The organism is Pseudomonas gingeri (assembly GCF_013386115.1).
Lineage (GTDB): Bacteria > Pseudomonadota > Gammaproteobacteria > Pseudomonadales > Pseudomonadaceae > Aquipseudomonas > Aquipseudomonas gingeri.
Map to the genome: position 1 here is coordinate 24,702 of NZ_JACAOR010000007.1, position 24,099 is coordinate 48,800.

Genomic DNA, 24,099 nt, shown 5'->3' on the forward strand with positions numbered 1-24,099 from the left:
CGGGCTTGCCCGCGAACCGCCGCAAGGCGGCCATTCACAAGACGCCTATCGCCGGGCCAGGATCAACTCTTCAATCGCCCGCGCCGCGCCATCCTCGGTATTGCTGCCGGTCACCACATCCGCCTGGCGCTTGACCACTTCCTCGGCCTGGCCCATGGCAATCGCCAGCCCGGCGCGATGAAACATCGCCGGGTCGTTGCCACCATCACCGATGGCCGCCGTCTGCTCCAGGGGCACGCCGAGGAACTTCGCCAGCGTCATCAACGCCTCGCCCTTGTTCGCCTGCATCGCGGTGATATCCAGATAGGCCCGCTGCGAACGGCTGGCCAGCGCCTGGTCGGCCACCAGCGGTTGCAACACCGCCTCCAGGTCGATCAGCAACTGCGCATTGGCGCTGGCGCCGACGATCTTGTCGATACGGTCCAGGTACGGGCCGAAGTCTTCCACCACGGTCGGTGGATAACCCAACGCGTGCTGCTCCCGGGGCACCATGGTGCCGTGGGGATTGCGCAGCAGCCAGTGGTTGTCGGCAAACACCCAGACCTCGACCTCGTCATGCCGCGACAGCAGTTCCAGCGTGCAGATCGCCGCGGCCCGTGGCACATGGTGGGCCACCAGGTAGCTGCCATCGGGATGCATCAGCGTACCGCCATTGAAGGCCGCCACCGGCAGATCGACACCGAGGGCGTCGATCTGTTCGCGCATCGCCCGTGGCGGACGCCCGGTGGCAAGGCTGAAAAACACCCCCGCCGTCCGCAACGCCCGGACCGCCTCGACGGTGCGCGGGCTGAGGCTGTGATCGGGACGCAGCAAGGTGCCGTCCATATCGCTGAGCACCAGCCGGATCGGATACCGCGCCGTGCCGCTCATCCGATGCTGTGCCAGACACGGCCGTCGCGGGCCAGCAACTCGTCGGCGGCTGGCGGACCGTTCTCGCCGGCCTTGTAGCCCTGCACCCGGTTGTCCTCGCGCCAGGCATCGAGGAACGGTTGCACGGCCCGCCAGCCGTTCTCGATATTGTCGGCACGCTGGAACAGCGTCTGGTCGCCGGTCAGGCAATCGTAGATCAGCGTCTCGTAGCCGGTGGACGGCTGCACCTCGAAGAAGTCCTTGTAGGCGAAGCCCAGCTCGACATTGGCCATCGCCAGCGCCGGCCCCGGACGCTTGGCCAGCAGGTCGAACCACATGCCTTCGTTGGGCTGGATCTGGATCTTCAGGTAGGTCGGCTGCAGGCGCTCGACCTCGGTGTCGCGGAACTGCGCATACGGCGCCGGCTTGAAGCAGATGGCGATTTCCGTGTCGCGCACGCTCATGCGCTTGCCGGTGCGCAGGTAGAACGGCACGCCGACCCAGCGCCAGTTGTCGATCATCACCTTGAGGGCGACATAGGTCTCGGTGTTGCTGTCCGGCGCCACATTGTTTTCTTCACGGTAGCCGGGCAAGGATTTACCGCCCAGCTCGCCCGCCTGGTACTGGCCGCGCACCGAGTTGGCCCGTGCCTCCTCGACGCTCCAGGGCCGGATCGCGCCGACCACCTTGGCCTTTTCACCGCGCACCGCATCGGCGCCGAACGCCGCCGGCGGTTCCATCGCGACCATCGCCAGCAACTGGAACAGGTGATTGGGCACCATGTCCCGCAGCGCACCAGTGTGCTCGTAGAAACTGCCACGGGTTTCCACGCCGACGGTTTCGGCGGCGGTGATCTGCACGTGGTCGATGTAGTGGTTGTTCCAGAACGCTTCGAACAGCACGTTGGAGAAACGGCTGACCAGGATGTTCTGGACGGTTTCCTTGCCCAGGTAATGGTCGATGCGATAGATCTGTTTCTCGCTCATCACCTTGAGCAGGCAGGCGTTGAGGGCCTCGGCGGTGGCCAGGTCGGAACCGAAGGGTTTCTCGATCACCACCCGGCGAAACGCCTCGTCGGTTTCCTCGAGCAGACCGGCCGCGCCCAGGCGCCGCGCCACTTCACTGAAGAAGCGCGGTGCGGTGGCGAGGTAGAACACCGCATTGCCGGTGCCGCTGGCGGCAATCTTGTCGGCCAGCGCGGTGTAGGTCGAATCGTCGAGAAAGTCGCCCTGGACGTAGCTGATGTTCTTCGCCAGCTTGCTCCAGAGCGCGGTGTCCAGTGCCTTCTGCGCACCCTCGCCGGTCTTGGCCGCTATTTCGGCACGGCTGAAGTCTTCCAGCTTGCTGGCGAAATCGGCATCGCTGATGGCGTTGTGATCGACGCCGACGATATGCAGGCCATCGCCCACCAGGCCATCGCGGGTCAGGTTGTACAGCGCCGGCATCAGCAGGCGCTTGACCAGGTCGCCATGGGCGCCGAACAGGAACAATGTGGTTGGCGGCGCCGGCTCGGCCTTGCGCTTGCTGCGGGTGGCATTCATTTTTTCGGTGTCTCCACATGACCGCCAAAGCCGAAGCGCATCGCCGACAGCAGCTTGTCACCGTAGGTGCTTTGCTGGCGGGAGCGGAAACGGGCAAACAGCGAGTTGGACAATACCGGCACCGGCACCGCCTGTTCCATGGCCGCCTCGATGGTCCAGCGCCCTTCGCCGCTGTCGGCCACCGCGCCGCTGTAGCCGTCGAGTTTCGGATCGCTGGCCAGGGCATCGGCGGTCAGGTCCAGCAACCACGAGGAGACCACGCTGCCGCGCCGCCAGACCTCGGCGATATCCGCCAGGTTCAGGTCGAAACGCTGGTCTTCGGGCAGGCTCGGCGAATTCTTGGTCTTGAGGATATCGAAGCCTTCGGCGAAGGCCTGCATCATGCCGTACTCGATGCCGTTGTGAATCATCTTGACGAAGTGCCCGGAACCCGGCGGGCCGGCATGGATATAGCCGCGCTCGGCACGGTCGTCGGCGCTGACCCGGTCGCGGGTACGGGGAATGGTGCCGATCCCGGGCGCCAGGGTGGCGAACAGCGGATCGAGGCGCTCGACCACCTTGGCATCACCGCCGATCATCATGCAGTAGCCGCGCTCCAGGCCCCAGACGCCGCCGGAAGTACCGACGTCGATATAGTCGATACCCTTTTGCGCCAGCTCCTGGCCGCGACGGATATCGTCCTTGTAGAAGGTGTTGCCGCCGTCGATGATCACATCGCCGGCATCCAGCAGTTTGCTCAGCTCGGCAATGGTGTCCTCGGTCGGCGCACCGGCCGGCAACATCACCCAGACCGCCCGGGGCTGGTCCAGGCCGGCGACCAGCGCAGCCAGGTCGGCGACACCACGGGCACCCTCTTTCGCCAGGCCGCTGACGAAGTCGGTATTGCGGTCATACACCACTGTCTGATGGCCATCAAGCATCAGGCGCCGCGCGATATTGCCGCCCATGCGGCCCAGTCCGATGATTCCCAGTTGCATGCAGCGTACTCCCGATATCGATGAAAAACTCTGACACACCTTAGCCCAGCGACACGCGGATGTCTGTCTCGATATCGCTCGGGACGATGGACGCAGAGACCTGCCGGCGCGTTTTCAGCCACTTGTATCCACTTCGCCAGTATTGAAAAACAGCGCCTGGGCCACGCCCTTGTCGAGAATCCGGCCGCGGTGGATATCCAGCGTCAACTGCGCCCGACCGCCCTGTCCGGCCTGTATCCTGGCGGCGGCGCGCTGCCGGGCCGTGGCCTGGGCCCTGCTGCCCAGGCGCCGTTGCGCCAGGGTCTTCAGATGTGCGCTGGCAAAGTCCTTATCCGCCGTCGTGGCCGTTGGGTAATGGAAATGCGCGTACCACAGCGGGCGGCCATCCTTGTCGCTGATCACATACTCCTGCAGGAAGCCACCCTGCTCCTGCGCCTGGCGCCCACCGGCGCGATGAATCTCCACCTGGTCCTGCTCCTTCAGGTATTGCAGACGCGCCAACTGTGGCGCGTTGCGCTTGATCGCGGCGATCCGCGCCTGGCGTCCTTCGGCAGCCAGGCGGGTGGCGTCGTGGCGCAGGGAGTCCTTGAGCGCCTGGGCGGCTTTCACCGATGCCGACGTCCCGCTGCCCTCATCGAGGGCCTGCTGGATATCGTCCGCCAGGGCATTGAGCTTCTGCCCTTTCAGTTCCAGGATACCTTGCAGGTCGCGGGGGTCCTTGGACGTGCCGGTCAGCGCCATCACCTGGCGTATCAGGGCCTCGACGCCAGCGCGCTCGGCCTGCCCCTGGGTCACCAGCCGGGCCAGCCCGACCTTGCGCTGGCCCGGCGGGACTGGCGCCGGTTCGGCCTTTAACTCCTCCCAGAAAGTATTGCCGGCATCCGCCTTGTTCTCCTTGAAGGCCGACACCAGCGCGCCATTGGGATCGGTGATCTCGACGATTTCGTCCGCCTGCCCGGTGGTACGCTCGCGGACCCGGCCGACGAACACCTCGCGGTTGCGGGTGCGGATGAACTTCTTGCGCGGACTGCCCGCCGATGGGCCGGGCCTGGGCGCAGGCTCGGGGTCGGCCGGCGTGGTGTCGTCCCACAGGCCGGCGAGGCTGTTCAACGCCCCCTCGCGCAACCGGGCCAGCAATCCCGACAGGCGGCCGGCATATTCGAGCAGGCGTTGGCCCGGCATCAGGGTCTTCAGGTAGTCGAGCAGGTCGCGGGTCTCGTCGTAGCGACCGATTGCCGTCAGCAAGGCGTCGATCCGGTCCTGGCGTGGGTCTTCGGCACTCAGGCGATTGATGGTGTTGGTCACGTATCGGGTCTGTTCGGCACTGTGCTTGATCGCCGCGAAAATCTGCTCGTCCATTTGCAGGGTGATCTGCAACGGCAGTTCGTCCAGGGTCAAGGCCAGCAGGATCGGCAACTGCACCGCCTGCCAATCCAGTGGGGTGAACGGCTGCGCCACCGCCTGCACCAGGGCGGCGGCTTGCGCCGGCCCCGGTTCGGGCAGCGCCCGCAAGTCGTCGAGCGCGGCGTATTCCCTGGTGCTCCAGAGGATCTGCTTGTCGGTGATCTCGACATTGTGCTTCAGGTTGGCGACGACCTGGGCATAGCGGGTAGCGGCGTTGCCGGCGATCATCTCGCCAATCTCCCCGGCACTCAGGCTGCCTTCGCGCCCCACCGTCAGCGACAGGTCCAACAAGGCTCGGCAATTGCGCACGCTGTCGGCCAGGGTCGCCACCAGCACCGACGTCTGCGGCACCACCTGGCGGTTGTCATTGAGTGTCCTGACCAGGCCGATCTTGTCTTCGAGGGCGGCCTGCAAGTCCTCCAGCTTGCCCAGGTATTCGCGGCGCTTGTCGCGACGTTGGCGGTCGCTGAAGTTCTTCGCGGTCTTGCCTTCGCTCAGGGTGGCCAGACGCTTGCGCAGCGTTTCAGCCTCGCCGAACAGGACGCCGATACGCGCCGACGCCTGGGTCACTTGCCCCTGCAGCGCGGTGGCGCGGTCGCGCAGCTTGCGCTGCAGGCGTGCCTGCACGGTGTCACGGCCGCTGCCCCCGCGCAGGCGCAAGCGCAGGTCGAGGCCCCAGCGACCTTGCCCGTCACGCCGCAGAAACGGCCCCGGCGCGCCCGCGCCATCAACCACACGGGGACCGTCATCGCTCCAGGCGACCCGATACAGGGCATTGCCGATCAGGACATGCCAGCCCTTGTCCCGGGCATCCTCGAGATGCACCAGGCCCTGGTTCGGGCCGCTTGCAGAGACCGTACCGAGACCATCGAGTCGCGGTGGCGTATCGAACACCTTGACGCTGAACGTCTCCAGCACCTGGCGCGCCGCCGCCGACAGGGCGCCACGGGGATTCGACCAGGAGCGGTCGAAAGGCAGTTGGGGCGAGTCATCGCCGGCCAGCAGTGGCGTGATCCGCTCCAGCGCCACCTCGCCGTCGATCGCCCGCGGCTCGCGCTGAGCCAGCGACTCCGGCAAGGCTTCGCGCTCGTCCGCTATCACCTCATGCAACAGCACCGCCGCCAGGTTGCTCAGCATATCGGCCCAGGCCTGGGCCCGGGCTTCCTCGTCGTCGCCCTGCAACCCCGGCAGATCCTGACGGACCCCGCGATAGAGAAGGACCAGCCAGCCGGCCTGGGTCAATGGGCCGCTGGCAAACATCAGCCAGGCACTGAACAACTGCCAGCCGCTGTCCTTCAACCGCTCCCAGCGCTTTTCCGCATTCGACAACACTTGCCTGTCGGCCTGGTGGATAACCGCGTTGACGCAGGCACGGAACAGATGCTGGACATAGTCCTCGGTGATTTCCTCGCTGCCCAGGGTGGCCGGTGCCGGAGGGGTCGGCAGCGGTGCGCTGTCATCCCCCGGCAATAGCGAAACCAGATGGGGCTGCTGGAAACCGCCATGGGCATACACCGCGGTCCTGTTTGCGGGGAGCCAGGCCAGCACACTGTCCTGCAAGGCACCGGCTTGCCCGATGGCCGCCAGCAACGCCTGGCGGCTGGCATATTCACTCAGGGGCGGGTCGAACAGCGGTCGGTAAAGCACATGCGGTCCACGGCGGGTGTCCCGGGGTTCGATCAGAAACATGGCCGCCACCGTGTCCGGGTTCGCTTCGGCGCTCGCCCGCAAGGCCAGGGGCCGGAGCACGATCGGCACACCGTCGACCTGCCGCTCGTGGGCGTCGAGCGCCAGCATCGCCGTGACCCAGCGACAGCCCTGCCCGGTGATCCCCTGTTCGCCGCGCAGCTTGAGCTCCAGTGCCGCCAGGGGCAACTGGGCCTGGACCTGGCGGGAAAAGCGCTGCTGGCGGATCACCGCATAACGGCTGTCGCCCAACAGTCGCTGACGCAGGTAAGCCGGGTAGCCGGCACCGATATCCACGGCGGTGACCAGTTCCACCAGATAGTCAGCCGTCATCCAGTCCGGTGGCGGGCTCTGGTCAGCGAGGTGGATATGCATCCTGGTTGCGCCGAAACGAAAGTCGTCGAGGTTGGCCAGCGCCAGTTCGGGCAGGCTCAACTGGACTTCCTCGAACTCCCCCAGCACGTCCGGCGGCAGCGGCTTGCGTCGGTACTTCTCAAGCCTGAGCCGGATATCCTGCATCTGGATGTCCGGCATCCGTGGGTGGCGGCGCACCATCGCCGCCCTCAGCGCCTGGCCGCTGAAGGCCGACAACGACGCGACATCGTCGAAAAGACCGTGGGACGATGACTGGCCCAGTGCCATGACCAGCGTCGATAAATGTCCCGCATACTCGCGGCGATCCGCGGCCGTGGCCTCCAGCAACCACAGCGGCGCCACCTCGCGCACCCGCCGTTGCAACGGCGTGAGCGGCGCGGGCGCGGGCATGGCGAACCAGTCTCCCGGATCGGTGACGCGCGCGACCCGCGCCGGCCAGGACTCGCCCACGCCGTCACCGCCATTTCGCGGCAGACGCTCCAGGGCCTGCAACTGGTTTTCCAGCAAGGCCCCGGCCAGGTTGTCGAAGACATTCAATCGCGAGGGGATCAGTTCGAGCCTGCCGGGATCCGGCAGTTGCCCGCGCAACAGCGTCCAGAGTTCATCGATGTGCTGCAAGCGCTGCACGTCATGGCCTGGCCGGAGCAGGAAATAGGCAAAGGCCTGCGCCGGCAACTGGCGGGCGAAGACCACCGCGACCGGAGTAGTACCGAGTCGTTCGCGCCGGCCCCTGGCATACAGCAGGTAGGCGACCAGGGCATTCTTGCCCAGCAGGCTGTCACGGGTTGGCTGGTCTTCGCTGACCAGCGCCTTGGGCAGCATCTGGCTGGCCTGCAACGCCAGGCTGCTGGCCTGGTTCCCGGCACCGTACATCGACACGAACAGCAGGTTCGACAGGGCCGCGCAACGGCTGGGGACCTGCGGCGAGTGCCGGTCCCAACCCGGTACCCAGGCGTCCGATCCCGGGACCTTGCCCGCCCAGTCGGGCACCGGCTCATTCCAGAACTCGACCAGTCGTACCTTGAACATTTCGCGCCGGGCAGCATCGTCACTGTCGAGCGTCGTCCCCATCGGTCGCCCGGCGAACAGCGCGCGGGCAGTGCTGCGGTAATGCTGCAGGGAAGTCTGCAGCGAAGTCGACGGGGAGATCGGCAGGGAGGTCATGAGGCCGCAATCCTTGAAGAGGGAAAGCGGCCAGTGGACCAGCCCCTGGCCGTCCCCGGGCGGTAGCCGGATACCGCTCCGATCAGCCGGGGAAGAAGTGCCGTTGCGCCGCCGCCAGATCGATCCGGCTGCGATGGATCTGCAACGCCAGGCTGGCGTTGCCACCCTGCCCCGTCTGGATCTTCTTGAAGGCCTTCTCCTGCTCCAGCGACTGGTACTTGCCGCCGAGCTTGCGCTGCCCGGCGGTTTTCAGGTGGGCGGCCTCGAAGGCCGCGTCCGGCGCCTTCACGCTCGCGTAGTGAAAGTGCGCATACCACAACGGCTTGCCATCCGTGTCGAGCAGTGCATATTCCTGCAGCAAGTCATCCTTGCCGAGCCTGATGCGCTCGCCTTCCTTGCGGATGCTCACCTCCCCCAGCGTCAGGAGGTAATCGATACGCGGCATCTCCGGCGGGTTGGCCTTGATCGCGGCGACCCGTGCCCGCTGCCCGGCGGCCAGCAGTCGCGGTGCCGCCTCGCGCAGCTGGCGTGCCACTGCCTGGGCATTCCTGACCCGATCCGGATTGCGCGGCGGCGTCTGTTGCACCTCCAGGAGCTTGTCGATCTCCGTGGCCAGTTGCTCCATCGCCCCGGCTTGCAGGCGCAGGATATCCTCCTGCGCCCTGGGCGCGTTGGAACGCGCGGCCTGCTTCATCACCCGCTCGGTCGCCGAGGCTTCGTCGTTGAGCAACCGGCGGGCATCGGACACGCGTTTTTCCAGGCCGACCTGGGGTCTGATCACTTCGGGCTGACCCGGCACCTGCGGGGTGACCACCGCCTCCCACAGGCCATCGGTGGTGTTTTGCCGGTAGGTCTCGATCGTCTGTCCAAAGCCAGTGCTGACCTGCACGGTCTCCTCGCCACCCGCCGAGGCCGACGCCCGCACCTCGCCGGACAACAGTTGCCGGTGACGCGTGCGGATGACCTTTCTGCGGACCTTTTCCGTCGAAGGTCCCGCAACGGCGATGGGCGGCAGCTCCCAGTCATCACGGCCCAGCAAGCGGCGCAGATCTTCCTCGGTGTCCTGCGCAATGCCCTTGAGCGATGCCAGCACCCGCTCCGGTTTTTCCGTGGGCAAGCGACGCTCGACCAGTGCCGCCAGATGAAATTCGAGCCGTTGCTGAAATTCACCGGATTGCTCGACAACCGACTCCAGTAACTCGATGCGCTCGCCGACTGCCAGCTTGCCGTCCACCAGGGCATCGAGCGAAGAGTAATAGGACACGTACAAGCGTTGGAACTGGTCCCAGATCGCCGCGAACATCTCCTCGCCAAGATACTCGGGGGTTATCTCGCCCAGGACAAAACGGTTCTTCAACTGGGCGATCTTGCAGGCTCGCACTTCGACTTCAATGGAGCCCCAGCCGATGTTGGCGATCACCTTCTGATAATTTTCCCGGCCGTCACGTATCTGCCTCAGTTGATCGAGCCAGTCCTGCTGCTGCACGGCCCACTCCACCGTTTTGTCCGTGGCCGCGGCATCACGCTCCCACTCGACCCGCACCTGATCCGTGTCCATCTGCTCTTCAAGCCGCCAGGAAATATTCGAATGGGGTTGCTCGACTCTTTCCAGCAACCAGGTCTGGTGGGAGTGGAGCAAGGTCTGCAGTTCAGACACGCCATTTTCCAGGGCATTGATCAGAAAGGGCCGCACCACCTTGGTCAACCTGGGATCGGTCATCAGCCGCCTGCTCAACTCCAGCTGTCGGCGGTACTTACGCACATTGTCTTCCAGCAGGCGGGTCAATTCGCCAAGCAGTTCGGTACGGCGCTCGAAGGTCACGCGCCGGGCCGTCTCGCCTTCAGTCGCCAGCTTCCAGCGCTTGGCGCTGTTGCTGACTTGCGGTTCGCCGTCCTTGATCTGCTGGTTGAGGGCCACCAGCTCCGCACGCTCCTCGATGACGGTTTGCGAACCACCGGCCGGCACCCGCCTGGGCGGGCTGCCACCGCGCAGACGCATATCCAGGGACCAGCGCCCCTGCCCGTCATTGCGCACCCAGGGCCCGGCATTGCCGTGCTCGTCGACGATGCGCACGCCCTCGTCATCGGCTTCCCAGGCCACCTCGTAAAGATCGTCCTGGATCAATGCACACCATTTGCCCTTGCCGGCCTTCTCGATATGGACCAGGCCCCGGGCCGGCCCCGAGGTTGCCACACGTCCCAGTCCGGCCAGGGCCGATGCCGGCTGGTCGAACGGACGCAGGCGATAGGGGCGGACCCGCTTCATCAGCGCCTCCGGGACAGGCCAGCCAGACCTCGACCACGCACTCAGCTGGACACGGGGCAGGTCGGCCAGGCGGGCGATGATCGGCGCGGGCACCACCGCCACGGGCGGCGACGGCTCCAGCGACGGCAACCGCGGCGGCAGGGTGTCGCCTGCGCCGGACGCGGCGCGATAGTGCAACAGCAGGGCCGCGAGATTGAACAACAGGTCCGCCGCCCCCGCCGACTGTTCCAGCTGATTGTCGCTGTCCAGCGCCCGCAGGTCGTCATGACCGATCTCCAGGGTCACCAGCCAGCCGAGCACTTCCACCAGGCGTCCGACATAGGGCAGGAGCCCGGCAAACGGCAGTTGGGTGATGCTCAGCAGTACCCGCCAGGCGCCCTCCTTCCAGTCCGCCCAGCGCTGTTCGGCATTCGACACCGACTGCCGGTCGGCCTGTTCGACCTGGGCCCTGACCATCGCGGCGAAGATCGCCGGCAGGTAGTCGGCCTCGACAACACCCTCGGCCAGCGTCGCGGGAAGCGGCTTTTGCGGTGCCGGCGCGAACTCGTCACCGCCCAGGAACTGCTGGATATGCGGTGCGTCGAAGCCGCCATGGTCATAACGCCGACGCGCCGTTTCGCTCATCCAGGTCAGGACACTGCGTTGCAGATCACCGGGCTGGCGGATCGCCGCGAATAACGCCTGGCCGGTGTCGAACTGGCGCAGCGGTTGTTGCAGGAACAACGGGCGATACAGGATCACCGGACCACGGTGGATATCCCGTGGACCGATGACAAACATCGCCTGCACCTCATCAGCCTGCCAGTCGGCCCTGGCCTTGAACGCCAGGGGCCGCAGGACGATTTCCATGCCATCGACCCACCGACCGGAACCCGCCGGCAGGACCATCGCCTGCACCTGGCGAAAGCCCTCGTCACTGAACCCCGCCTCCTCCCTGATTTTCAGTTCCAGGGCCTGGAGTGGCAGGCGCACCCGCCACTGCGCGACGAACAATGCCTCGCGCCGCCGCGCCTCGTCGGCGTCGCTGATCAGCCGGGCCTTGAGCAGGTCCGGATAGGCCTGGCCGATATCGGCACGGGTCACCAGGCCGCGCAGATAATCCGGGGTTATCCAGTCCGGTACGGGCTGGGCCAGGCCGCGCGCTTCGAGGCGGATGCGCATGCCGGTATGACGCATGCCGCCCAGGTTGGCCAACGCCAGTTCCACCAGCGTCATGTCGACCGCTACCGTGACCTGCGCCTGTTGCGGATCGAGGGTCTGGGTGGCGCCGTAGTCGAGCTTGTCGATAGTCAGCTTGAGCGCATTCGGGTCGATGGCGGCCGCATCGGGATGATCCTCGTGCATCAGCGCCTGCAAGCGCCGTGCGGCAAACTCGTTGAGGGTGCCGATATCCTCGAGGAAATGCCGGCCGGCGGACAGGCATTGCTCGCGCGCCAGGTCGGCGAGCAACTGGCTGTAGCTGGCGCGATCGGCCATGGAGGCAGCCAGCAGCCAGTCCGGCAGCGATGCGCTGGTCACGCCGAGGGCCGCCGGGCCGCAGCGCTCCTGCCTGAGCACCTGGAAACGCCCGGTATCCTGGCTCCTCGCGGGCACGGCGAACCACCGGGCCGGATCGGTGATGTCGTCCACCCAACGCTGGAGATGGGCCCTGCCATGCAGGTCGCCCGACGGCAATGCGCTCAGCGCCTGCAGTTGATATTCCAGCAAGCCCTTGGCCACGCTGTCGCCGATCACTGCGGCGGGTTCATCCCAGCGCCAGACCAGCGATTCCCTGATTTCCAGGTTGCGCCCGGCCGTCCGGCTGCCGATCAGCATCGCCACCAGCTCGGCGCTATCCGGCTTGCCGACACGCAGGCCGCCTTCAGCCGGATGAAAATACAGCGGATAGGGCAATGGCTGCAGTTGCTCGTCATAGCGCCGGAAGTCGATCACCGGGAACAACTCGGGGTAGCGACGGCCCTGGGCATCCACACTGAAGACCCGGGTCTCGAAGGCCCGGATATCCGGGGCCGGGCTCGCGCCGCCGGCGTCGTCAGGCGAGCAGCCCATGTAGAACGGCAGGCGACTCAGGTCGGGAAGCCCAGGCCGGCCAGGTGTCGGCCCGATCACCAGTTGGCGCCCGATAGCGGTCGCGAGCCGCGCCCACCGGCTCGGTCCGTGCCCTTCTGGCGATTGGTTCCAACGCGCGATCAGTTGCTGCCTGAGGTTCTCCAGCAGTGACCGCGCAGCCGCCTGGTCCAGGCGCTTGAGCAGGCCGTCGAGATCGATCGCCAGGGGTTTTGCCGCCGTCGTCGACGAGTCGCGCCAGAGCAGGTTGTGGGTCTCCCAGCGCAGACTCCGGGAAGCGCCCCAGACCGGAGCGCGCAGGGCGAAACGTTCGAGCATGACCTCGGCGAGGCTGTAGTGGCGATGCCCGGCCGGGGCGCCATCGATGCCCTCGGCCAGGACCCAATAGGGCACCGCGAGGCGGACCCGCTCGGCCGACAGGTCGAATTCGCCATAGTGCCCGTCCAACACCTCCTGGACCAGCGGGGTGGCGACCGCAAGCAAGGTGGGAGGATCGGCGAAAAGTGCCTTGGCGACCGAAACCGGGTCCGTTGATTGACTCTCCGCAACCGGCGACTGCGTTGACATGGTTGACGTCCTCGTTCGAATGATGGGAACGAGTCGTTACCGGGCGCATCGGTTCGCCGGCCACGACTCCCGAAGGATTCAATCCTTGCGACAGGCGTCGTGTGCGGTAGCGGGATAGGCCCTCTCGCGGCAGAGGGCACTATACGGGGGGAACTAGAGGTACTTGTTCCAGAACAGCATCTGGCCGTGCTGCGGATCGAGTTGCGCGCCACTGAAACCGAACTTGCGGTAGGAACCCTGGGCCACCGCATTGCCTTCGAGCACTTCCAGGGTGATCTTGCAGCAACCGCGCTGGCGGGCGATATCCTCGACCTTCTGCAGCATCTTCTGGCTCAGCCCCAGGCCGCGAAACTTGCTCACCACCGAGACGTCATGGACGTTCACCAGCGGGCGGCAGGCAAAGGTGGAGAACCCCTCGAAGCAGTTCACCAGCCCCGCCGGCTCACCGCCGACAAACGCCAGCACGCTGAAGGCATGAGGCCGTTTGGCCAGTTCGCCGGGCAGTTGCAGCAGCACGTCCGGCGCCAGGGTCTCGCCCCCACCCATCGGGTCTTCGGCGTAGTGATTGAGTACCAGTCCAATGGCTTCGGCATGCACCGGGTTGGTGTAGCTCGCTTGCAATACCAGTATGTCGGCAACGTCCATGTCAGTCCTCGGCGAAACCATTTAAGGGCAACTCTCTGTGGGTCGGGAAGCCGATTGTAACCTTGCCCGTGGCGGGTGACGGAAGAAAAATAAACGTTTCACCGGCCGAAGCGCTGCAACTGCATCTCGTGCAGACGACTGAGCGTACGGCGAAACGGGAAGGCCAGGTAGCCTTCGGTGTACAGCTCATCCAGTGCCACCCGGGCGCAGATATAGAGCGGCACCTTGCGGTCGTAACACTCGTCCACCAGGGCGATGAAGCGCCGTACGCTATCGTCGTGCATCGACAGCGGCGGCAGTTCGCGGTCCCCGGCAACGACGCGCTGTGCCGCGTCCTCGGTGCCCCGGGCGATGCGTCCGGGGCGCTGGCGGGCACTGAGGCCGGGCACCTCGATCAGGAAAATCGCCGTGTAGCGATCACACAGCGCCATGAAATCCATGGCCGCCAGGGGCTGCTCGCACAGTTCGGCATAACGGCAGCAGAGCACGCTGGGCGAAGCCTGCACCACCGCCAGGGTTCGATGGCCCATGGCGACCGCCGCGTCGGAGAGCGGCTGCCCGGCCGTCAGGCCCTGGAAGGCTTCGAGCAGTGCGGCCGACTGTCCCGTGGGCTCGACCCAGTAACGCTGCAGCACGGTGCCCGGATGCAGGCGATGATCTTCGTCTCCATCGACATCCACCACCTCCATATGCTGCCTGATCGCGGCAATGGCCGGGACAAACCGATCGCGGTTGAAGCCATCGGCATACAGTTGGTCCGGGGGCTGGTTGGAGGTGGCGACGATCACCACGCCTTCGTCGAACATCACCTGGAACAGCCGCCCGAGGATGATCGCATCGCCGATATCGTTGACGAACAGCTCATCGAAACACAGCACCCGGACTTCCCCGGCCAGCTCACGGGCGAGGGTCCGCAGCGGGTCGGCGATACCACTGAGCTGGAACGAGCGCTGATGGACCCAGCCCATGAAGTGGTGGAAGTGCTGGCGCCGCGACGGCACCCGCAAGGTCTGGTGGAACTGATCCATCAGCCAGGTCTTGCCGCGCCCGACCGGGCCCCAGAGATAGACACCCCGGGGCACCTGGCCCGCATGCAGCGCCACATGGCAGCGCTGCAAGGCCTGCACCGCCTGCCATTGCGCCTGGTCATGGACAAAACCGCGCTGCTCGACGGCAGCGCGGTAGGCAGTCAGGGGGGAATCGGCAGTCATGGCGTCGTGCAGGCTCGCTGGCGGGAGCCGTGGAGTATGCCAGCTTGTCCTAGAGGGAAATATCCAGCCGGGCAATCTTGCCCTGCTCGTTGAGTCGGAACACGTAGCGCAACTCCACCGGACTGCCGGGAAAGCTGCCGGAAACCAGCTGCTTGACCAGCACCTTGCCGGTGCGTTGAGCGACATCGAGGACCTCGACCCGGGGCTGGTATTTGCGCGCGGTCTCATCCATCCACTGGGCGATGGCGAGGGTGCCGACGCGATGCTGGCCCTCATCGAAGACATTCGCGTCCGCGGCGAAGAAACTCTCCACCGCCGAGGTGTCACGGGCGTTGGCGGCGGCGATGTAGGCTTCGATGGCCGGGGCCAGGGTGGTCGTTGCGGATAAGGTGTTCATGCTGCTGACAGCTCCTTGCTGGTTGGAGTGGAACCATCCTAAGACAGCCCCGCGTCAGTTCCTGTCAGGAGTGAAACGCCCGCTCTTGTCGGCCGGTTCATGGGTTTTCAGCCAGGCCCGCAACAGATCGCTGCGGCGTCCCGGATAACGTTCGCCCTGCTCGCGCGCCGCCGCGATGCGGTCGGTGCGAAAGGTCCGGTAGTCGTTGCGCAGTTCGCACCAGGCGACAATCACTCGCGCCTCGTTCATGAACCCCAGGGCCAGGGGCCAGATCAGGCGCTGGCTGGCGATCTTGTTCACGTCGGCGTAGTCGATGTGCAGCTTCAACTGCTGGCCGATGGCCTGGCGCAGGACGCTCAGCGGCACGATGTTTTCCGGAAACCCGACACACGCCGGCCCTGCCAGCACCGTCGGATTGCGCAGGGCTTCCTGGGCCGCCGGCGCCAGCACCGCGGCAATCTTGGCCAGCGCATCGGATGCCGCCTTGCTCAAGACTTCGTCACCCCGCTGATCGACGTACTGCAAACCCAGCACGATGGCTTCGGTTTCGTCGGCATTGAGCATCAGCGGTGGCAGGAACAGCCCGCTACGCAACACATAGCCGATCCCCGCCTCGCCCTGGATCGGCGCGCCGAGGGCGGTGAGCTCGGCAATATCGCGGTAGACCGTACGCTCGGAAATCTCCAGCTCGCGGGCCAGGGCCGCCGCGGTGGCCGGGCGGCTCTTGGCCCGCAGCACCTGGAGCAGGGTCAACAGACGGGAAGTACGGGACACGGTGTTCAACCTGAAAGACACGGATCCGCGCAGCCTAGCAGAGAGTCCTGTCAGGAATTGTCAGGAGGCGGCAAACCCGGAACATCCGCTTGACCAAATAGATTACACATATAATATTAAATAAATGTCGTCTGAAATCTAATCTACCGCCAGGAGTCACCCCATGCACTACAAAGTCCTTGGCCGCCGTAGCGGCCTGCGTGTTTCGGAACTGGCGCTGGGCGCCGGCAACTTCGGTACCGGCTGGGGTCATGGCGCCGAGCGCGACGAGGCGAAGCGGATCTTCGACGGTTACCTGGAGGCCGGCGGCAACTTCATCGACACCGCCAACGGCTATCAGGCCGGACAATCCGAGGTGATGGTCGGCGAGTTCATCGCCGCCGAACGCGATCGCCTGGTGGTGGCGACCAAATACACCATGGGCACCACCCCGAACGCGGGGATTTCCCATACCGGCAACAACCGCAAGAACATGGTCCGCGCGGTCGAGGAAAGCCTGAAGCGCCTGAACACCGAACAGATCGACCTGTTCTGGGCACATATCAGCGACGGCCTGACCCCCATGGAAGAAATCCTCCGTGGCTTCGACGACCTGGTGCGTTCGGGCAAGATCCTCTACGCCGGCCTGTCCAACTTCCCAGCCTGGCGCATCGCCCGTGCCGACCTGCTGGCCGAAGTCCGTGGCTATGCGCCGATTGTCGCGATCCAGGCCGAGTACAGCCTGGCCGAACGCAGTGCCGAGCGTGACTTGCTGCCGATGGCCGAAGCCCTGGGCCTGGGCGCAACCTTGTGGTCGCCGCTGGGTGGCGGCCTGCTGACCGGCAAATACCGGGAAAGCAGCGAAAACACCCGGGCGAGCAAGCTCGGACGCTTGATCCATGTGGAAAAGACCGCCCGTGACAGCGCCCTGATCGACACCTTGCTGGCGGTCGCCAGCGAGTCGGGCGCAACCGCCACCCACGTCGCCATTGCCTGGTTGCGCGAACAGGCGAAACGCTCGACCACCAGCCTGATCCCGATCCTCGGGCCACGCACACGGGAACAGCTCGACGGCACTCTCGGCGCCTTGCAGGTACGCCTCAGCCCCGAGCACCTGGCACGGCTGGATGAAGTCAGCAGCGTGGCGCTGGGCGTGCCCCATGCAATCATTGCCGAAGCGGTGGGCCGCTATCGTGGCAGCGAACCGTTCGACCTGCCGGTGGTTCCGGTGATCTGAGGCTCCTGATGATCGTTCCCACGTTCCAGCGTGGGAATGTCTCCCTGGACGCTCTGCGTCCGCTCTTGTGACGCGGAGCGTCACGGGCTGCGTACCCACGCAGAGCGTGGGTACGATCGGCGCGGGACGAACTCTCGCAAGTCCCCGGCGTCTATGCTTGACCGTAGTGCCTGACTTTCGAGAGACCTCCGCCATGCGCAAACTCCTGGGCCTCGGCCTGCTGTTCCTGACCCTCGGTGCCTGCGCCCTGTTCCCGGATCGCGATCCACTGAATATCAATGTGGTCGGCATCGAACCGCTGCCCAGCCAGGACATGGAGGTGCGTTTCGCCGTGACCCTGCGCCTGCAGAACCCCAATGAAAACGCCATCGACTACAACGGCGTGGCCCTCGACCTGGAGGTCAACGGCCGCCCGCTGGCCTCCGGCGTGAGCAACCAGCAGGGCTCGATCCAGCGTTTCTCCGAAGCGACCCTGACGGTGCCGATCAGCGTCTCGGCATTTTCCGTGCTGCGCCAGACCCTCGGCCTGAGCCAGGCGCAGAGGCTCGACAACCTGCCCTACGTCCTGCGTGGCAAGCTGGCCGGCGGGCTGTTCGGCACGATGCGTTTCGTCGAGCGGGGCCAGTTGAACCTGTCGGGCCCCAACGCCGGCACCTGGTGAGCAATCCCCTGTCCAACGGCCGGCAACGCCTGCTATAAAGCCGTCTTGTCATCGCGTCCAGGACGGCACGCCCCATGGAAAGATACCCCACGCTACGGACCGAACGCCTGGTCCTGCAGCCCCTGTCACTGACCGACGCAGCGGCTATCCAGCAACTCTTCGCGCACTGGGAAGTGGTGCGTTATCTCAATGCCCTGGTGCCCTGGCCCTACCCGGCCGACGGCACCTTGAGTTATCTGCGCGACAATGCCCTGCCCGCCATCGAGCGCGGCGAGGAATGGCACTGGTCGATCCGTTTGCAGTCGGCGCCCGAACAGTTGATCGGCTCCATCAGCCTGATGACCGAAATCGACAACAACCGTGGGTTCTGGCTGGCACCACAATGGCAGGGCCGGGGACTGATGGCCGAAGCCAGCGTCGCCGTCACCGACTACTGGTTCGAAACCCTCGGGCAGAGCGTGTTGCGCGTGCCCAAGGCCGCGCTCAACCAGGCCTCGCGACGGCTCTCCGAACGCCAGGGCATGCGCCTGGTCCGCACCGAGGAACGCTCATTCGTCAGCGGGCGACTGCCCTGCGATATCTGGGAAATCACCCGCGAAGAATGGCGGCGCGGTCGCTGAACGCTCCAGTCGCTCAATCCTGGAGAAAACGCACGCCCGGCCTGGCCCGCTCGTCCACCTGCAATTCGAACACGTCCGGACGGGCATAGTGGCCGGTGACGTCGAAATCATAACGGGCGCGGACCAACTGTGCGGTATCGATCTCGGCCACGAGCAGGCCGGCTTCACCGACCAGCGGCCCGGCCAGCACATCGCCCATGGGACCGACGATCAGGCTACCACCGTTGATCAACGGACGCTCGGCGGGCCAGTTGGCGATGTCGCGGCCCAGGTCGGCGGGTGACGGCTGGACCTGGCAGGCACTGACCACAAAACAGCGCCCCTCGCAGGCGATATGCCGCATGGATACCTGCCACATCTCCCGCTCGTCCACCGTGGGTGCACACCAGATATCCACGCCCTTGGCATACATCGCGGTGCGCAGCAGCGGCATGTAGTTTTCCCAGCAGACCGCCGAGCCGATACGCCCGGCCTTGCCCTCCAGCACCGGCAGGGTCGAACCGTCGCCCTTGCCCCAGATCAGCCGCTCGGTGCCGGTGGGCATGAGCTTGCGATGCCTGGCTGCCAGGCCCTGCTGCGGATCGAAAAACAGCACGGTGCAATACAGGGTATGGCCGCTGCGCTCGATCACCCCGAGGACCAGGTTGGCCCCGGTGCGCGCCGACAAGCCGCACAAGGCCTCGGTTTCCGGTCCCGGCACATCGATCGCATTGGCGTGATAACGGGCGAACGCCTCGCGTCCTTCCGGCAGGCGATAACCGAGCTGGGTGCCGAAAGTCTCGCCTTTCGGGTAGCCACCGAGCAGGGCTTCCGGCATCACCACCAGGCTGGCACCGGCGGCAGTGATCGCGGCTTCATAGCCCAGGATCTGCTCCAGGGTTTCGCCCTTGCCTCCCGGCAGGGAACCGATTTGCAACGCGGCGACGATGGACTTGGACATGGGCTGTTCTCCGGGAATGAATGCGTGTTGCAGATTGTCGTGGCGAACCGGATCATGAATAAAGCCCACTTCATCACTGAATGATATGAACAAGACGAATATCAAGACCCTCGACCTCAACCTGCTCAAGGTCTTCGAGGCCCTGCACGACGAATCCAGCGCCAGCCGCGCCGCCGTGCGCCTGGGTGTCACGCAATCGGCCATCAGTGCCGCCCTGCGGCGCTTGCGCGAGGTCTACGGCGATCCGCTGTTCGTTCGTACCGGGCGCGGACTGGCCCCGACCCTGTGCGCCAACCAGCTCAAGCCGGTGATCAGCGAAGCCCTGAACAAATGCCGGCAAAGCCTGGCCCTGGTGGATCCGCATGCCCAGCACTACGAGGGTCGCTCGGTGATCATCGGGCTGTCGGACGACTTCGAAATCGCCTACGGCCGACGTCTGATGGAACTGATCGCCGTGCAGGCACCGCGCCTGCGCCTGATCTTTCGCCAGACCCACAGCCAGATCGTCGGCGAAGGGCTGATGCAACGCCATTTCGACCTGGCCATCACCGCCGGCGGTTTCGCCGAACGCCTGCTCAGCCGGCGAGTGCTGGGGGAAGGCGATTATGGCTGCCTGGTCGACCCGCAAAGCCTGGCAGCCGGGCAGACCCGCCTGAGTCTTGAGCAGTTCGTGGCCCGCGACCACATCCTGGTGTCGTCCGGCGGTTTTATCGGCATCACCGACGAAGCGCTGGCCGGACTCGGCCTGAGCCGTCATGTCAGCGCCTCGACCAGCCATTTCGCCGCATTGCCCCATCTGCTCCGGGGCAGCCAGGCAGTGGCGACCATTCCCGGCCACGCGGCACGGGCCATCGCCGAACTGAGCGGACTGAGCCTGCTGCCCTGCCCCATGGCGCTGCCGCACTACCCGATCGAACTGGGCTGGCGTACCAGTGCGTCGCTCGATCCGGCCGTGACCCAGGTGCAAGCAGCGATTTTGCAATGTTTTCACATCACATGAACCATCATGAAAATCCGCGAGGGGGGCTGTTTTACCGGGCCGTTTGGTGAAAAACTCGAGCCGAACTGATATGCATTTGCCATCTACTGTTCTCGGCAAGTGCCAGGGAAGGTTAGAATGTAGGAAATAGGGAAGAGTCAATGACAGAGCCGATCCTCTCCGAAGCCGAGTACGATGCGATCACTGATGCCGCCGCGCATTGGTGCATGCGGCTGCATGAGCAGGATTGCACGGTGGCCGAGCGCGCGCAGTTCGACGCCTGGCTCAAGGCTGACCCGCTGCATGCCTTCGAATACGAGGCGATGCTGGAGATCTGGGAAGTCGCCGATCACCTGCCCCGCCCGGTCGAAGCCGAGGTGATCCCGTTGCCGGTCAGGCACCGCCGTTGGCCACGTTATGGGGTCGCTGCCGCCGTCAGCCTGCTGGCGATTCCGCTGGCCGGCTATATCGGCTGGAACCTTGGCTGGGTGCCCAGCTCCTACCAGAGCTTCGAGGCCAGGGGCCAGGTCGAGCGCGTCACCCTCGCCGACGGCAGCCAGGTGGAATTGAACCTCGGCACCCAGCTGACCTACAGCAACTACAAGAATCAACGACGGGTCACGCTGAAAAAGGGCGAGGCCTTTTTCGACGTCAGCCATGACACCGAACACCCCTTCGTGGTGAAGGCCGCCAAGGGCCAGATCCGGGTCACCGGGACCCGCTTCAATGTCTGGATGTACGAAGACCAGGTCCGCGTGACCCTGCTCCAGGGCTCGGTCCTGGTCAGCAGCGACACCAGCCAACCCGGCGGCTATCGCCTCGATCCGGGCATGCAGGCGCGCTACAAGGCTGGCGACTACGAGCCGCAGATCAGCCAGACCTACGCCAACGACGCCTCCCTGGCCTGGCGCAACGGCAAGCTGGTCCTCGACAACCTGAGCCTGAGCGACGCCCTGCCGCTGATCAACCGCTACCTGAGCAGCCCGGTATTGCTGGCGGACCCGGCCACCGGGGCGATCCGCATCGGTGGGATCTACAGCACCGGGGAGGTGAAAAAGCTGGTCACATCGCTGCCCAAGGTACTGCCGGTCTACCTGACCCAGAACAAGGACGGCAATCCGGTGCTCAATTCGATTCCCCGGGACAAGCCGCGGACCTGACAGTCGTTGATCGTTCCCACGCTCCGCGTGGGAATGCAGTCTGTGACGCTCTGCGTCACAACATCGGACGCAGAGCGTCCAGAGAGGCATTCCCACGCGGAGCGTGGGAACGATCGTCACACCAGCCTTTCGTCACAGGTGCTGTTACTCCCGCGCCAGCTTTCCGCCCACAGGCGCTGATTCATGCTTCTCGCTGATCACCTGCAAGCGATACTGCTTGTCGGCCTTGATCTGCTGCTCGGTAAACGGCAGCACGCTCCAGGCCTTCTTCGAGAACGCTTCGGTCTGGTCGCGGAAATGCGCCGAAGCCGGGTCGCTGGACAGTGAGAACGCCAGCAGGCCCTGGGCCTGCGGACCGTTGTCGTCGAAGCTGACCACCTGCAGGTAGCTGGTGCCGCTGACCACTTCGCGCTTGCCGTCCTCGCCGGGAACACTCTGGATCGCGTTGTACACCCCCAGCGTGGCCGGCCCGCCATGCACCGGTACCGGTTGCCCGCCCTGGCTGACCTGCTGCACATCGCCCCACTGCGTATCGGCCTTCAGCCCCGCCTTGTTCACGCTCTCGACCGACGCCAGCATCGCTTCGCGCACGGCCCTGGCCACGTCGGCCTGCTCGATGTCCAGTCCGCGCGGGGTGTGCTGCGGATCGGCCGGATCGAACTTGACCCGCCAGATATCGCCACTCTCGAACAACTGCCCCATGACATTCTGGAAATGCACAAAACCCAGGCCACTCTGCAGGTTGGCGTGCTGGTCCCAGCTCTTCAGGCTGTCGCACAGCGGTATCAGGGCCGTGGCGTCCGCGCCCAGGTCGGCGGCACAGAACTGCAGCAGGTCCGGCAGCACCTGGCCGGCGAGGTAGACCTGGTCGTCCATCACCATCCGCTGCAGATCCTCGACCTTGACCGGCCCGGCCTGGTTCAGGCGCGCCAGTTGATCGAGGGCAAAGCGCGCACGCTGGCCAAGGGGCTGGCCGTCACGGCTGATCACCGGCGAAAAACCCTTGAGCGGCGCCGCCGGATTGACCATCCAGGCCGAGTCATTGGAGTTCTGCACGTAATCGCCGCGCTCCAGTTGCGGCAGCCGGTCCGCCGGGAAGATCCCCTTCTGCGCGGCGTTCGCCGCCACGCTCCAGGCACAGCCGCGGCGCGATCCATCGAGCACGATCAGCTCGGTGCCGGCCCGCGGGTCACTGCATTCGCTCAGCTTGGCGGCGTCCACATAAGGCACCACCGACAGGTTCATGTACAGCGCCCGGCCCTGGTCATCCACCGCCAGGGTGTTGACCCAGGGAATCCCCTGGATCTTGTGCACCGCCGCCTGCAAGGCCTTGAGGCTGCCGGCCCGGTTCATCGCGTACCACTGCTGCAGCACGCGGTCGTTGTCCTGGTTGGCATCACGCAGGCTGAAGGCGACCTGACGGTTCCAATCGAGCTTGCCGGGCCATTGCACCACCGGTCCGAACACCGAGCTGTAGACCACCCGCGAGACCGCCTTGTGGCTGCCATCCGGCTGGCGAACCTGGACAGTCACCTGGCGCTTATCCATGGCCGTGGATTTTCCATCGAGCAGATAACGGGTCGGGTCCTTGGGGTCGAGTTGCAGTCGATAGAGGGTGAAATGCTTGGACGTGTCGACCGTGTGGGTCCAGGCCAGGTGCTGGCTGAAGCCGATATTGATCAGCGGCAGGCCGGGCAGCGCGGCGCCCATCACATCGAGCTGACCGGGAATGGTCAGGTGCATCTGATAGAAACGCATGCCGCCGACCCACGGAAAATGCGGGTTACCGAGCAGCAGGCCACGACCGTTGAACGAGCGCTCGCGTCCGACCGCCACGCCGTTGCTGCCGCGATCCAGGGCGAACCGTTGCATGCGTTCGGCAGCCAGCTCGAAGGCCATCGATGGCACCTGTGCGGTCTGTTCGGGCGGCGTTGCCGCCACCAGCGCTTCGGCGAACTGACCGACACCACCTTCGACCAGCAGGCGCCGGGTCAGCTTGACCTGGTCCAGCACGGTGATCGGTCGCACCCAGTCACCCTGGCACTGCGCCGGCAGGCCCTGGGCCTGGCGCTCGCGCAACTGCCGGTTGTAGCCGGCGACATACCCCTCGACCCGCTGCCTGATCTCCGGGCTCTGCGCCTGCCAGAACGCCGAAACCGCCGCCGGCGTGTTGAGCCAGTTGAAGAACAGGTCGCTGGTGAGGTTTTCCCGTTGTTCGACCGTCAGCGCCTCGGGGCCGAAATACTTCGAGCGCTCGCCGTTGACCGTGACGATCTCGTTGGCCAGCAGGCACAGGTTGTCCTGGGCATAGGCGTAACCGATGCCATAGCCCAGGCCCCGTTCATCGCTCGCCAGGATGTGCGGGACACCGAAGGTGGTGCGACGGATATCGGCGCTCAATTCGCTGTGTGCGGAACGGGCATGGGCGCCCAGGCTCAGGCCGATCAGCAACGTTGCAAGGCAGCACCTGGAAAATGGCCGGGAAGTGATCACGCAGACTCCTGATAGAACAATCGAGTACCAGGCAGCGCGAGACATGACACGAACGGGCGCCTGGAAAAACCGGCGCCCACGGGGAAAAGCAACGGGCAGCCGATGCC

The 24,099-nt window shown here is 65.4% G+C and carries 16 protein-coding genes; 5 read left to right on the plus strand and 11 right to left on the minus strand.

Features of this window, described 5'->3' with window-relative positions; translation table 11 throughout:
- Positions 1-45: 45 nt before the first annotated feature.
- The 9 genes from HX881_RS12850 to HX881_RS12890 form a co-directional block, all read right to left on the minus strand.
- Positions 46-870: an HAD family hydrolase gene (locus tag HX881_RS12850; RefSeq protein WP_177084805.1), complete on the minus strand. Its 825-nt coding sequence runs from the start codon at positions 868-870 to the stop codon at positions 46-48.
- Positions 867-2,390, minus strand: coding sequence for a glucose-6-phosphate dehydrogenase (gene zwf, locus HX881_RS12855; RefSeq protein WP_177084807.1), 1,524 nt, complete (start codon positions 2,388-2,390; stop codon positions 867-869). The genes HX881_RS12850 and zwf overlap by 4 nt, the downstream gene beginning before the upstream one ends.
- Complete coding sequence (gene gnd, locus HX881_RS12860; protein WP_218169443.1) at positions 2,387-3,463, minus strand: phosphogluconate dehydrogenase (NAD(+)-dependent, decarboxylating); 1,077 nt, start codon at positions 3,461-3,463, stop codon at positions 2,387-2,389. The genes zwf and gnd overlap by 4 nt, the downstream gene beginning before the upstream one ends.
- A gap of 18 nt (positions 3,464-3,481) precedes the next feature.
- A complete protein-coding gene (locus HX881_RS12865) occupies positions 3,482-7,996 on the minus strand; it encodes a dermonecrotic toxin domain-containing protein (RefSeq protein WP_177084809.1) in 4,515 nt (1,504 codons plus the stop codon).
- An 82-nt stretch (positions 7,997-8,078) separates the two neighbouring features.
- Positions 8,079-12,896: a hypothetical protein gene (locus HX881_RS12870; protein ID WP_177084811.1), complete on the minus strand. Its 4,818-nt coding sequence runs from the start codon at positions 12,894-12,896 to the stop codon at positions 8,079-8,081.
- Between the two features lie 153 nt (positions 12,897-13,049).
- Entirely contained in the window at positions 13,050-13,541 is a 492-nt protein-coding gene (locus HX881_RS12875; RefSeq protein WP_177084813.1) for a GNAT family N-acetyltransferase, read from the minus strand.
- A 98-nt stretch (positions 13,542-13,639) separates the two neighbouring features.
- Positions 13,640-14,752, minus strand: coding sequence for a cell division protein ZapE (zapE, locus tag HX881_RS12880; protein WP_177084815.1), 1,113 nt, complete (start codon positions 14,750-14,752; stop codon positions 13,640-13,642).
- 49 nt (positions 14,753-14,801) lie between these two features.
- Entirely contained in the window at positions 14,802-15,149 is a 348-nt protein-coding gene (locus HX881_RS12885; RefSeq protein WP_017125829.1) for a nuclear transport factor 2 family protein, read from the minus strand.
- Between the two features lie 54 nt (positions 15,150-15,203).
- The gene (locus tag HX881_RS12890) at positions 15,204-15,923 is read right to left on the minus strand and encodes a helix-turn-helix transcriptional regulator (protein WP_042935218.1); all 720 of its coding nucleotides are present in this window, start codon (positions 15,921-15,923) and stop codon (positions 15,204-15,206) included.
- Positions 15,924-16,086: 163 nt separating this feature from the next.
- On the opposite strand from HX881_RS12890, the gene HX881_RS12895 reads away from it, so the two are divergent.
- The 3 genes from HX881_RS12895 to HX881_RS12905 all read left to right on the plus strand — a co-directional run bounded on the left by HX881_RS12895 (position 16,087) and on the right by HX881_RS12905 (position 18,420).
- A complete protein-coding gene (locus HX881_RS12895; protein ID WP_177084817.1) occupies positions 16,087-17,139 on the plus strand; it encodes an aldo/keto reductase in 1,053 nt (350 codons plus the stop codon).
- Positions 17,140-17,332: 193 nt separating this feature from the next.
- On the plus strand, positions 17,333-17,800 hold the full coding sequence (locus HX881_RS12900; RefSeq protein WP_017125827.1) for an LEA/WHy family protein: 468 nt from the start codon (positions 17,333-17,335) through the stop codon (positions 17,798-17,800).
- Positions 17,801-17,874: 74 nt separating this feature from the next.
- Positions 17,875-18,420 (plus strand): GNAT family N-acetyltransferase, encoded by a 546-nt coding sequence (locus tag HX881_RS12905; RefSeq protein WP_177084819.1) that lies wholly within the window; start codon positions 17,875-17,877, stop codon positions 18,418-18,420.
- A gap of 13 nt (positions 18,421-18,433) precedes the next feature.
- On the opposite strand, the gene HX881_RS12910 is transcribed toward HX881_RS12905, so the two are convergent.
- Positions 18,434-19,360: a carbon-nitrogen hydrolase family protein gene (locus HX881_RS12910; RefSeq protein ID WP_017125825.1), complete on the minus strand. Its 927-nt coding sequence runs from the start codon at positions 19,358-19,360 to the stop codon at positions 18,434-18,436.
- Positions 19,361-19,445: 85 nt separating this feature from the next.
- Between HX881_RS12910 and HX881_RS12915 the strand changes: the two genes are divergently transcribed.
- Together HX881_RS12915 and HX881_RS12920 are read left to right on the plus strand one after the other, a co-directional pair.
- Positions 19,446-20,360 (plus strand): LysR family transcriptional regulator, encoded by a 915-nt coding sequence (locus tag HX881_RS12915; RefSeq protein ID WP_177084821.1) that lies wholly within the window; start codon positions 19,446-19,448, stop codon positions 20,358-20,360.
- Between the two features lie 140 nt (positions 20,361-20,500).
- Positions 20,501-21,499: a FecR family protein gene (locus HX881_RS12920; protein WP_177084823.1), complete on the plus strand. Its 999-nt coding sequence runs from the start codon at positions 20,501-20,503 to the stop codon at positions 21,497-21,499.
- 144 nt (positions 21,500-21,643) lie between these two features.
- Here HX881_RS12920 and pvdQ read toward each other — a convergent pair whose 3' ends face one another.
- Positions 21,644-23,992, minus strand: coding sequence for a bifunctional acylase PvdQ (pvdQ, locus tag HX881_RS12925; protein ID WP_177084825.1), 2,349 nt, complete (start codon positions 23,990-23,992; stop codon positions 21,644-21,646).
- Positions 23,993-24,099 lie beyond the last annotated feature (107 nt).